At 70.0% G+C, this 11,627-nt stretch carries 11 protein-coding genes; 4 read left to right on the plus strand and 7 right to left on the minus strand.

Annotated features, from left to right (window positions below):
• Positions 1–8 precede the first annotated feature (8 nt).
• A complete protein-coding gene (locus WAT24_RS11755; RefSeq protein ID WP_336808066.1) occupies positions 9–842 on the plus strand; it encodes an NAD-dependent protein deacetylase in 834 nt (277 codons plus the stop codon).
• Positions 843–943: 101 nt separating this feature from the next.
• Here the strand turns inward: WAT24_RS11755 and tadA are convergent, their stop codons facing one another.
• Positions 944–1,429: a tRNA adenosine(34) deaminase TadA gene (gene tadA, locus WAT24_RS11760; RefSeq protein WP_336808067.1), complete on the minus strand. Its 486-nt coding sequence runs from the start codon at positions 1,427–1,429 to the stop codon at positions 944–946.
• 401 nt (positions 1,430–1,830) lie between these two features.
• Between tadA and WAT24_RS11765 the strand changes: the two genes are divergently transcribed.
• Together WAT24_RS11765 and WAT24_RS11770 are read left to right on the plus strand one after the other, a co-directional pair.
• Positions 1,831–2,463, plus strand: coding sequence for a peroxiredoxin-like family protein (locus WAT24_RS11765; RefSeq protein ID WP_336808068.1), 633 nt, complete (start codon positions 1,831–1,833; stop codon positions 2,461–2,463).
• A gap of 33 nt (positions 2,464–2,496) precedes the next feature.
• Positions 2,497–3,261, plus strand: a complete 765-nt coding sequence (locus WAT24_RS11770; protein WP_336808069.1) for an SDR family NAD(P)-dependent oxidoreductase — start codon at positions 2,497–2,499, stop codon at positions 3,259–3,261.
• A 52-nt stretch (positions 3,262–3,313) separates the two neighbouring features.
• Here WAT24_RS11770 and guaA read toward each other — a convergent pair whose 3' ends face one another.
• The 3 genes from guaA to folD form a co-directional block, all read right to left on the minus strand.
• Complete coding sequence (gene guaA / locus WAT24_RS11775) at positions 3,314–4,894, minus strand: glutamine-hydrolyzing GMP synthase (protein WP_336808113.1); 1,581 nt, start codon at positions 4,892–4,894, stop codon at positions 3,314–3,316.
• A gap of 203 nt (positions 4,895–5,097) precedes the next feature.
• Positions 5,098–6,555 carry an IMP dehydrogenase gene (gene guaB / locus WAT24_RS11780; protein WP_336808070.1) on the minus strand — a complete coding sequence of 486 codons (1,458 nt, stop codon included), beginning with the start codon at positions 6,553–6,555 and terminating at the stop codon, positions 5,098–5,100.
• 107 nt (positions 6,556–6,662) lie between these two features.
• Positions 6,663–7,520 (minus strand): bifunctional methylenetetrahydrofolate dehydrogenase/methenyltetrahydrofolate cyclohydrolase FolD, encoded by an 858-nt coding sequence (folD, locus tag WAT24_RS11785; protein WP_336808071.1) that lies wholly within the window; start codon positions 7,518–7,520, stop codon positions 6,663–6,665.
• 69 nt (positions 7,521–7,589) lie between these two features.
• Here folD and WAT24_RS11790 point away from each other — a divergent pair, with 69 nt between their 5' ends.
• Positions 7,590–8,162 carry a GNAT family N-acetyltransferase gene (locus WAT24_RS11790; protein WP_336808072.1) on the plus strand — a complete coding sequence of 191 codons (573 nt, stop codon included), beginning with the start codon at positions 7,590–7,592 and terminating at the stop codon, positions 8,160–8,162.
• Positions 8,163–8,205: 43 nt separating this feature from the next.
• Here the strand turns inward: WAT24_RS11790 and der are convergent, their stop codons facing one another.
• Genes der through WAT24_RS11805 form a run of 3 tightly spaced genes read right to left on the minus strand, consistent with a single transcriptional unit; the run spans position 8,206 to position 11,494 of the window.
• Entirely contained in the window at positions 8,206–9,606 is a 1,401-nt protein-coding gene (gene der, locus WAT24_RS11795; RefSeq protein WP_336808073.1) for a ribosome biogenesis GTPase Der, read from the minus strand.
• A 26-nt stretch (positions 9,607–9,632) separates the two neighbouring features.
• Positions 9,633–10,847, minus strand: a complete 1,215-nt coding sequence (gene bamB, locus WAT24_RS11800; RefSeq protein WP_336808074.1) for an outer membrane protein assembly factor BamB — start codon at positions 10,845–10,847, stop codon at positions 9,633–9,635.
• Positions 10,844–11,494, minus strand: coding sequence for a YfgM family protein (locus WAT24_RS11805; RefSeq protein WP_336808075.1), 651 nt, complete (start codon positions 11,492–11,494; stop codon positions 10,844–10,846). Before WAT24_RS11805 ends, bamB begins: the two co-directional genes overlap by 4 nt.
• Between the last annotated feature and the right edge of the window lie 133 nt (positions 11,495–11,627).

Consider the following 11,627-nt stretch of genomic DNA (forward strand, 5'->3'; position numbering starts at 1 on the left):
CTTGTCCCATGCATGCCAACGCGCTCGCCCGCTTCGTCGAGACCCATCCGCGCCTGTTCGTGCTCACCGGCGCCGGCTGCAGCACGGACTCGGGCATCCCCGACTACCGCGACGCCGACGGCGCCTGGAAGCGCACCCCGCCGATCAGCTACCAGGCCTTCATGGGCGATCGGCTCGCGCGCAAGCGTTACTGGGCGCGCAGCCTGGTCGGATGGCGCCATTTCGGGCGCGCCGAGCCCAACGGTACGCACCGCGCGCTGCGCGAACTGGAGGCGCAGGAACGCCTGTCGATGCTGGTCACGCAGAACGTGGACGGCCTGCACCAGCGCGCCGGCAGCCGCCGCGTGATCGACCTGCACGGCCGGCTCGACCAGGTGCGCTGCATGGCCTGCGAGCTGCGCCTGCCGCGCACCGACTTCCAGCACGAGCTGGAGGCGCGCAATCCCGCGTGGGCGGCGCTTCAGGCCAGCGAAGCGCCCGACGGCGACGCCGACCTCGACGGGCGCGACTTCGAGCGCTTCGCGGTGCCGCCCTGCCCGGCCTGCGGCGGCGTGCTCAAGCCCGACGTGGTGTTCTTCGGCGAGAACGTGCCGCGCGAGCGGGTCGCCACGGCCATGCAGGCGGTGGTGGAGGCCGACGCGGTACTGGTGGTCGGTTCCTCGCTGATGGTGTTCTCCGGCTACCGCTTCGTGCACGCCGCGGCGCGCGCCGGTAAGCCGGTGGCGGCGGTCAACCTGGGCCGCACCCGTGCCGACCCGCTGCTCAGCCTGAAGGTGGAGGCGCCCTGCGCCCAGGCCTTGTCGTTCCTGCTCGCCGGGACCCGGGTCGCCGACGCCTTGTAGGAGCGAGCTTGCTCGCGATGCCTCTCGATGCTTTTGATGGCGTGCCAGAGCGGGCGGATAGCATCGCGAGCAAGCGCGCTCCTTCCCCCGGTCGCGCGGCCTCACCGGCGGGAGCGGAAGAACTCGCGCAGCATCTCGCCCGACTCGGCCGCCAGCAGCCCGCCCTGCACCAGCACGCGGTGGTTGTGGCGCTCCGAGATCAGGGTGTCGAACACGCTCCCCGCGGCGCCCGTCTTGGGGTCGGTGGCGGCGTACACCACGCGGCCGATGCGCGCGTGCACCAGCGCCATGGCGCACATCGCGCAGGGCTCCAGCGTGACGTAGAGCGTGGCGCCGACGATGCGGTGGTTGGCGAGCTTCTCGCCGGCCGCGCGCAGGGCCATGATCTCCGCGTGCGCGGTCGGGTCGTGCAACGTGATGTTGCGGTTCCAGCCCAGTCCGACGATTTCGCCCCCGTGCACCAGCACGGCGCCGACGGGCACCTCGTTCTCCGCATCGCGCGCATGCGCCGCCAGTTGCAGGGCGCGGCGCATGCAGGCTTCGTCCTCCGGCGAGAAAGTGGGGCTGTGGGAAGGCTGGTCGGTCATCAGGGGCCTGGCAATGGAAACCACGTCCGGCAGCGGCGAGCGACCGGCGCGGTATTTTCACCCAAGCCGCGGCGCAACGCTCGCTCCGTGCTTTGCGAGAGTGTCGCCATGCACGCATCACGCGACCGGACCGCGGCGCCCGACCGAACGGGCATGCTCGCGGTCATCCACCAATCTACCCGGCCGTTCGCCGCCGGTGACGCGTGGGCGTCCTGCCGGCATCCGCGCGCACCTGGATCGTCTGGTGGTCGGCGCCCCGGCGAGTTGCGCACCGTCCATGCAGGCACAGCCCAGGTGGCAGGCCCGCGACCTGGCAGCAGGCCACAGCGCCTGCGCGCCTTTATCCGGACTTGAGGCACAGGGAACTAGCGTTGCGTTATCCGCCGCGGCGCGAGGCTGCCATGAATCCCGACATCGCTCCGGGGAAATCCTTTCCCGATTACGTGCTGCCCGATCACACCAGGATCCCGCGCCGGCTCTCGGCCCTGCAGGGCAAGGACGACCCGATGCTGCTGGTGCTGATCCGCGGCTTCTTCTGCCCCAAGGACCGCGAGCAACTGAAGGAACTCAACCGCTTCTATCCGCAGCTGGTGGTCGGCAGTTGCCGGCTGGTGGTGATCACCACCGACGATTGGCACACCACCAACAACCTGCGCCAGCAGCTGGACGCGCACTACCCCTTCCTCTACGACGAGAAGAGACAGGTGCGCGACGAGCTGGACATCCCCGAGTACACCGACACCCAGCATGACCCGATGGTCCCGCACACCTTCCTGCTCGGACCGGGGCTCAAGATCCACCGGGTCTGGAATGGCTACTACTACTGGGGCCGGCCGTCGACCGCCGAGCTGCATGCCGAACTGCGCGAGCTCACCCGCGGCATCCGTGGCGATTGGGATCTGTCCGATCCGGAACTCAAGCGCCAGTGGGATGCAGGGGTAAAGACGAACTTCTACCCTTATGGCGTCAAGTCGATGGAGCAGACGCTCAAGGAAATGGCCGGCGCGGTGGACCAGTACGCCGGCTCCGCCTGAGAGGCTGGACCGCGTCAGACGGGAGAGAGCCGCGTGCGCGTCTTCATCACCGGGAGTACCGATGGCCTGGGCCGCGCGGCGGCACGGACGCTGCTCAGGCAAGGGCACGAGGTCGTCTTGCATGCACGGTCGGGGGAACGCGCGTCGACGCTGGCGGACCTCGTTCCGCGGGCGGCGGGCGTCGCGGTCGGCGACCTGGCCAGCCGCGCCCAGACCTGGCACATCGCGCGGCAGGTCAACGCAATCGGAACCATGGATGCCATCATCCACAACGCCGGGGTGTACGCCCGTCCCGGCCGCGACACCACCCCCGAAGGCCACGCCGGCACCCTGGCGGTGAACACCCTCGCGCCCTACATGCTGACGGCACTGATGGCACGGCCTCGCCGGCTGATCTACCTCAGCAGCGGCCTGCATCGCCAGGGCGAAGGTCCGCTGGACGACATCGACTGGCAGGAACGCCGCTGGGACCCCTCGCGGGCCTACGCCGAGAGCAAGCTGTACGTGGTGGCGCTGGCCCTCTTCCTGGCGCGCCGGTGGCCCGGCGTGATCAGCAGCGCCGTCGACCCCGGCTGGGTGCGCACCCGGATGGGCGGCCCTGGCGCCCCGGTGGGCATCGACACCGGGCAGCGCACGCAGAGCTGGCTTGCCGTCAGCACGGACCCCGAGGCGCACATCAGTGGCCGTTACTGGCACCACATGAAACCGGAGCCGCCTGCCGCGCAGGCCACGGACCACGCCTTCCAGGATGCGCTCCTCGCGCGCCTTCGTGAGTTGACCGGCGTGGCCCTACCCTGAGGTCCGGCGCCGGCCATGCGGCCGCGCCGCCGCACGTCACGGCCGGCGCTGCCTACTCCCACTCGATCGTGGCGGGCGGCTTGCCGCTAATGTCGTAGACCACGCGCGAGACGCCGCGCAGCTCGTTGATGATGCGGTTGGAAACCTTGCCGAGGAAGTCGTACGGCAGGTGCGCCCAGTGCGCGGTCATGAAGTCGATGGTCTCGACCGCACGCAGAGCGATCACCCATTCGTAGGCGCGTGCATCGCCCACCACGCCCACCGACTTCACCGGCAGGAACACGGCGAAAGCCTGGCTCACGCTGTCGTACAGGTCGGCCTTGCGCAGCTCCTCGATGAAGATGGCGTCCGCGCGCGCCAGCAGCTCGGCGTACTCGCGCTTCACCTCGCCCAGGATGCGCACGCCCAGGCCGGGGCCTGGGAACGGGTGGCGGTAGACCATTTCCCGGGGCAGGCCCAGCGCCACGCCGATGCGGCGCACCTCGTCCTTGAACAGCTCGCGCAGCGGCTCGACCAGGCCGAGCTTCATGTCCTCGGGCAGGCCGCCGACGTTGTGGTGGCTCTTGATGACGTGGGCCTTGCCGGTCTTGCTGCCGGCCGACTCGATCACGTCCGGGTAGATGGTGCCCTGCGCCAGCCACTTCACGTGGCCGTTGCCGGCGGCGGTGACCTTGGCCGACTCCTCGTCGAAGATCTCCACGAACAGGCGGCCGATGATCTTGCGCTTGGCCTCCGGGTCGGCGACGCCTTCCAGCGCCTTGAAATAGCGGTCGGCGGCGTCCACGCGGATCACCTTGACGCCCATGTGCTCGGCCATGGTGGCCATCACCTGGTCGCCTTCCTGGAAGCGCAGCAGGCCGGTGTCGACGAACACGCAGGTGAGCTGGTCGCCGATCGCCTTGTGCAGCAGCGCGGCGACCACCGAGGAATCGACGCCGCCGGAGAGGCCCAGCAGCACGTGGTCGTCGCCGACCTGGGCACGCACGCGCGCGATCTGGTCCTCGATGATGTTGTCGGCGGTCCACAGCGTGGCGCAGCCGCAGATGTCGACCACGAAGCGCCGCAGCAGCGCGTTGCCCTGCCTGGTATGCGTGACCTCCGGGTGGAACTGCACGCCGTACCAGCGCTTGGCCTCGTTCTCCATCACCGCGACCGGGATGCGGTCGGTGACGCCGGTGACGACGAAGCCCGGCGGTGCCTTGCTGACGTGGTCGCCGTGGCTCATCCACACGTCCAGGCGGTGCGCGCCCGGATGGTCGGTGAGCCCGTCGAACAGCCGGCTGCTCGCCACGATGTCGACCTCGGCATGGCCGAACTCGCGCGCGTCGGCCGCCTCGGTGGCGCCGCCCAGCTGCGCGGCCAGGGTCTGCATGCCGTAGCAGATGCCGAGGATGGGCAGGCCCGAGTCGAACACTTCCTGCGGCGCCGCGGGCGCGCCGGGCAGCGTGGTGGATTCCGGGCCGCCGGAGAGGATGATGCCCCTGGCGCCGAAGCCGGCGATCTGCGAGGGGTCGTGGTCCCAGGCCCAGATCTCGCAGTAGACCCCGAGCTCGCGCACGCGGCGCGCGATCAGCTGGGTGTACTGTGCGCCGAAGTCGAGGATCAGGATCTTGTCGCTGTGCAGGTCGGTCATGGGATGGGCCATGCGGTTGAGCGTCGTCGGTCTACGGACGCCGTCGGTTGTCGCGAGGGATGGGAAGGGAATGGCGGATGCGCGCGGCTGAAGAGCTCGGCAAGCCTGGCTGCGCTACGGAAAACGCGGCCACGGCCGCGTCTTTCATCCGACCCGCGGGGACTTCGTGAAGGCGGACCTTCGCGCCCACGCTGTCTCCCGCCTCACGAATTCAGCCGATAGTTCGGCGCTTCCTTGGTGATCTGGATGTCGTGCGGGTGCGCCTCGGTCACGCCGGCGGACGTCACCTTCACGAACTGCGCCTTCTGGCGCACGTCCTCGATGGTTGCCGCGCCCAGGTAGCCCATCGAGGCGCGCAGGCCGCCGATCAGCTGGTGGATGATGTTGCGCAGCGGGCCGCGGTACGGCACGCGGCCCTCGATGCCCTCGGGCACCAGCTTGTCGGCGTCGGCCTCGTCCTGGAAGTAGCGGTCCTTGGAACCCAGCGCCATCGCGCCCAGCGAGCCCATGCCGCGGTAGCTCTTGTACGAGCGGCCCTGGAACAGCTCCACCTCGCCCGGCGACTCCTCCGTGCCGGCGAACATCGAACCGAGCATCACGCTGGACGCGCCGGCGGCCAGCGCCTTGGGAATATCGCCGGAGTAGCGGATGCCGCCGTCGGCGATCAGCGGGATCTCGTCCTTCAGCGCGGTGGCGACCAGGTCGATCGCGGTGATCTGCGGCACGCCCACGCCGGCGACCACGCGGGTGGTGCAGATGGAGCCGGGACCCACGCCGACCTTGACCGCGTCCACGCCGGCGTCGAGCAGCGCGCGCGCCGCCTCGCCGGTGACGATGTTGCCGGCGATCACCTGCACCTGCGGATAGCGCTTCTTGACCCAGCCGGCACGCTCGATCACGCCCTGCGAATGGCCGTGCGCGGTGTCCACCACCAGCACGTCCACCCCGGCGTCGACCAGCGCCTCCACGCGCTGCTCGGTGTCGCCGCCCACGCCGACCGCTGCGCCGACCAGCAGGCGCTCGTGCGCGTCCTTGGCGGCATTGGGATTGTCGCGGGCCTTCTGGATGTCCTTGACCGTGATCAGGCCGCGCAACTGGAAGTCGTCGTTGACCACCAGCACCTTCTCGATGCGGAACTTGTGCAGCAGTTGCAGCACCTCATCCTGGCTGGCGCCTTCCTTCACCGTGACCAGCTTGTCCTGGCGCGTCATGATGTTGCGCACCGGGTCTTCCAGCTTGCGCTCGAAGCGCAGGTCGCGGCTGGTGACGATGCCGACGAGCTTCTCGCCATCCACCACCGGCACGCCGGAGATGTTGTGCGCGCGGGTCAGCTGCAGCACTTCGCGGATCGAGGTCTGCGGACCCACGCTGATCGGGCTGCGGATCACGCCGGCCTCGAACTTCTTCACCAGACGCACTTCGGCGGCCTGGCGCTCGACGGTCATGTTCTTGTGGATGATGCCGATGCCGCCCTGCTGCGCCATGGTGATGGCCAGGCGCGCCTCGGTCACGGTGTCCATGGCGGCGGACACGATCGGGATGTTCAGGCGCAGGTTGCGGGTGAGCCGGGTGGAGGTGTCGACGTCGCGCGGCAGGACGGCCGAATGGGCCGGAACGAGGTACACGTCGTCGTAGGTCAGAGCCTCGGCGAGGATGCGCATGCGGGTGGGTCTCGCTGCAAAGATGGGATTATACGCGCCCTCTCCCCTACCCCGCCACAATCGCCTTCCCGAACCGCCACGACCGCCGTGCAGGAGCGAGCTCGCTCCTACAGGGAGGCGCGGGCTTCGGCGGCCTCGAGCGTGTTTTCCATCAGCGTGGCCACGGTCATCGGGCCGACGCCGCCCGGCACCGGCGTGATCCAGCTGGCGCGCTCGGCCGCCGGGGCGAACTCGACGTCGCCCACCAGCCGCCCGTCGTCCAGCCGGTTGATGCCAACGTCGATCACCACCGCGCCCGGCTTGATCCACTCGCCCTTGACCAGCCCCGGCTTGCCCACCGCGACGATCACGATGTCGGCCTGGCGCACGTAGCTCTCCAGGTCGCGGGTGAAGCGATGACAGCAGGTGGTGGTGCAGCCGGCGATCAGCAGTTCCAGCGCCAGCGGGCGGCCGACGTGGTTGGACACGCCCACCACCACCGCGTGCTGGCCGCGCACCGGGCGGTCGGTGTGCCCGAGCAGGGTCATCACGCCCTTGGGCGTGCACGGTCGAAGGCCGAAGCGGCGCAGTGCCAGGCGGCCGACGTTCACCGCCTGGAAGCCGTCCACGTCCTTGCCGGCATCGATGCGATCGACCAGCGCATCCTCGTCGATGTGCGGCGGCAGCGGCGACTGCACCAGGATGCCGTGCACGGCCGGATCGACATTGAGCCGGTCGATCAGCGCGAACAGTTCTGCCTGGGTGGTGCTGGCCGGCAGGTCGAAATCGAAGGAACGGAAGCCCACCTGGTGGCAGGCCTTGCGCTTGTTGCGCACGTACACCGACGAGGCGGCGTCGTCGCCCACCAGCACCACCGCCAGCCCCGGCTCGGGCAGGCCCTGCGCCTTGCGTTCGGCGACGCGGCGGCCCACGCGATCCAGCAGTTCCTGCGCGATGCGTTTGCCGTCGAGGATGCGTGCGGCCATAGGCTGATGCCTGCTCTGCAAAGGCATCTATTATCCCGGGGTCGCCAAGCATGCACAAACGGACCGGCCGTGCCCATCCCTTTCGAGACGGAACTTCCCGAAGGCCCCCTGCTGATCCGCCCCTGGTGCGCGGAGGATGCACCGGCGCTGTACGAGGCGGTTCATGCGTCGGTCGAAAGCCTCGGCCGCTGGCTGCCCTGGTGCCACGCGGGGTACGACCTCGCCGAGGCCCGCGCCTGGATCGCCCATTGCCAGGATGGCTGGGCGGCGGACGAGCACTTCGCCTTCGGCGTGTTCGAGCAGGCGACCGGTGCGCTGCTGGGCAGCGTCGGACTGAACCAGCGCAACCGCCTGCACCGCAGCGCGGCGATGGGGTACTGGGTGCGCCAGTCGCGCCAGGGTCAGGGCATCGCGCCGCGCGCCGCCCGCCTTGCGGCCCGTTTCGGCTTCGAGCAGCTGGGCCTGGCGCGGATCGAGATCGTCGCCCTGCCGGACAACCGCGCGAGCCGGCGCGTCGCCGAGCGGGCGGGAGCGCGCTTCGAGGCGATCGCGCGCCACCGGCTGTGGATCCGCGACCAGGCGCACGACGCCGCGGTCTACGCCATGGTGCCCGGCGACCTTGCCTGCCTCGAGCCCCCGTAGGAGCGGGCTCGCTCCTGCTGAAAGCGGGCGTCGGTGGCGGCGGCTACTTCTTGCGCCGCTTCATCTCGCGGATCATGCGCTGGCGCTTGCGCTGCTGGCCTTCGGTGAGCACGTTGCGGCGGCCGGCGAAGGGGTTCTCGCCGTCGCGGAACTCGATGCGGATGGGCGTGCCTTCCAGCTTGTAGCGCTTGCGGAAGAAGTTCTCGAGGTAGCGGCGGTAGGCCGGCGCGATGTGCTTGGTGCGGCTGCCGTGGATGACGATGGTCGGCGGGTTGGCGCCGCCCGGGTGGGCGAAGCGCAGCTTGGGCGCATGGCCGCGCACCAGCGGCGGCTGGTAGGCCTCGTAGGCCTTCTCCAGCGTGCGGGTGAGGTCGGCCGAGCCCAACGGGTGCGTGGCCGAGGCGTGCGCGCGCACGACAGCGCGCATCAGCTCGCGCAGCCCCGAGCCGTGCAGCGCCGAGATGAACACGGTCTTGGCCCAGTCGACGAACACCAGCTTGCGCTCGAGCGTGCGCTGGCACTGCTCGCGCTGATAGGAATCCATGCCGTCCCACTTGTTGACCGCGATGACCAGCGCGCGGCCTTCCTCGACCGCGTGGCCGATCAGGGTCAGGTCCTGGTCGGCCAGGTTCTCGCGCGCATCGATCATCAGCACGACCACCTGGGCCGCCGCCATCGACTGCAGCGTCTTGATCACGCTGAACTTCTCCACGCCTTCTTCCACGCGCGCCTTGCGACGCACGCCGGCGGTGTCGATCAGCGTGTAGCGCTTGCCGTCGCGTTCGAGCGGCACGCGGATCGGATCGCGGGTAGTGCCGGCCAGATCGGAAACGATCAGCCGGTTCTCGCCGAGCAGGCGGTTGATCAGGGTGGACTTGCCGGCGTTCGGGCGGCCGACGATGGCGACGCGGATGCTGTCGTCCTCGACGTGCTCCGGCGGCTCGTCCTCGTCCGGCGGCAGCAGCGGCAGCGCCGCGGCGACCAGGTCCTCGGTGCCGCGGTTGTGCGCCGCCGACAGCGGCAGGGTGGCGGCCAGCCCGAAACGGGCGAACTCGGCCAGCGCCTGCGGCACGTCGAGGCCGTCGGTCTTGTTCACGGCCAGCAGGATCGGCTTGCCGCTGCGGCGCAGCTCGCCCAGGATGCCCTGGTCCTGCGGCAGCAGGCCGTCGCGCGCGTCGACCACGAACACCAGCAGTTGCGCCTCGTCGATCGCCAGGCGCACCTGCTGCGCGGTGAGCGCGTCGATGCCCTCCTCCACGCCGGAGAGGCCGCCGGTGTCGACCACCACGAACGGGCGCGCGCCCAGGTGGCACACGCCGTAGTGACGGTCGCGGGTGACGCCCGGCATGTCGGCCACCAGGGCATCGCGGCTGCGCGTCAGTGCGTTGAAGAGGGTCGATTTACCGACGTTGGGGCGACCGACCAGGGCGACGACGGGCAGCATGCTTCAGCATCTTTCCTTGCAGGCGCTCAGCGCGCGCCGCCGAGGCGGTAGGCGCCGATGCGGCCTTCCACGTCCTCGACGTACACGATGTCGCCCACCACCAGCGGCTGGGCGCGGATCGGCTTCTTCGACAGACGCACGCGGGCGGCCAGCGCACCGTCGGCGGTCTGCAGCCAGTGCACGTAGCCCTCGACGTCGCCGACCACCACGTAGTCGCCCTGCACCGCCGGCCCGCTCAGCCAGCGGTACTTGAGCTTGTCGTTCTTCCAGCCCTCGGCGCCGGTGTTCTTGTCGAACGACCACACCTGCGAATCGTCGTCCACGCCGTACAGCGCGTTGCCGTGCACCGCCGGCGAGACGTAGGTGGAGAACGGATGCGTCCACAGCGGTCGGCCGCTGGGGCCGTCCACCGCCAGCAGGTTGCCATGGTAGGCGGCGCCGTAGAGCGTGCGGCCGTCCAGCAGGATCGCGCCATCGGCGTCGTCGAGCTGTTCGATCTCGGTGCGGCCCTCGCCGCTGGCCAGGCGCTGCTCCCACAGCTTCTCGCCGTTGTCCAGGCGCAGCGCGACCAGGCGGCCGCCGTCGCTGCCGAAGAACACCACGCCGTTGGCGACCAGCAGCGGCCCGTTGCCGCGCAGGCTGAGCAGCGGCACGCTGGACTGGTCGTAGACCCAGCGACGCTCGCCGCTGCCGGCGTCCAGGCCGTAGACGCGCCCGTCGCCGGTGCGCACCACCACCAGGTCACCCACGATCACCGGCGAGGCGAGCACCTCGGACTTGAGCGTGGCCTCCCAGCGCGGGCTGCCGTCCTTCGCGTTGATGCCGTAGACGTGGCCGTCCAGCGTGCCGACGGCGAGCAGGTCGCCGCTGACCGCCGGGCCGCCGGCATAGAAGGCGTCCTTGCGCTTCTTGTCGCCCCAGCCGAACCAGCCGTGGGTGCGCGAGCTCCTGGACCAGATCGTCTTGCCGGTGTTGGCGTCGAGCGCGACCAGCTTGCCGTCGCTGCTGTCAGCGTAGAGCACCCCGTCGACCACGGTCGGACGCAGCCGCACGCCGGTGTCCATCGCGCCGTCGCCGACGCTCTCGCGCCACAGGCGGGTGACCTGCACGGTCGGCTTGAAATCCTTGTCCAGCGGCGTCGGCGGCTGGACGTTCTCCTTCTTGGCGTTATGGCAACCGGCCAGCGCGACCAGGCCCGCCACCGCGATCAACACAACCCGCTTCATGCCCACGAATTTCATGCACCCTGCTTCCCGGCCACGGCCAGATCGTCGAGTTTGAGTTGCAAGGCGGCGCGCTGCGGCGCGTCTTCACCCATCGCGGCCAGCGCCGCCTGGTAGGCCTTGCGCGCGTCGTCCGCGCGACCAAGCTTGACCAGCGCGTCGCCACGTAGTTCCTCGCGCAGCGCCTCGTAACCCTTGGCGTTCGCGGCATCGAGCGTGGCCAGCGCCTCGCCGGCCTTGCCGGCCGCCAGCTGCACCTTGGCGAAGCGCAGCTCGATCAGCGGCTTGAGCGCGTTGTCGCCCACGTGCTCGCGCGCCCACTGCAGCGAGGCCAGCGCCTTGTCCAGCTGGTTGGCCTCGACCTGGCGCTGGGCGCGGTCGCTGGCGGCGAACACCGCGTATGGCGAGTTCGCATAGTCCTTCTGCAGGCGTTCGACGAGCGGGTCGATCTGCGAGTCCTTGCCCGCAGCGACCGCGGTCTCCAGTTGCTGGTAGAGGTTGGCGGCCTCCAGCGCGCGCGTCGCCTGGTGGTTGCGCCACTGCTGCCAGCCGAAGATCGCGACCAGGCCGATGACGATGCCGATGGCGATGGACAGGCCGTTCTGGCGCAGCCATTGCTGTACGCGTTCGCCCTGTTCGTACTCGTCGTATGCGTCGAATGCCATGCAGATATCCGTGGGAGGCGTGCACCGCGGCGACGCGGGAGGCCGGCCGGGCGCGAGCGGAGTGAAATGGAAAAGCCCAAGGCCGCGCGCGAACGACGCCGGCCAATGCGCAAGCATACCCGATGCGCCGCCC

Source organism: Fulvimonas yonginensis, from assembly GCF_037137055.1.
GTDB classification, from domain to species: domain Bacteria; phylum Pseudomonadota; class Gammaproteobacteria; order Xanthomonadales; family Rhodanobacteraceae; genus Frateuria_A; species Frateuria_A yonginensis.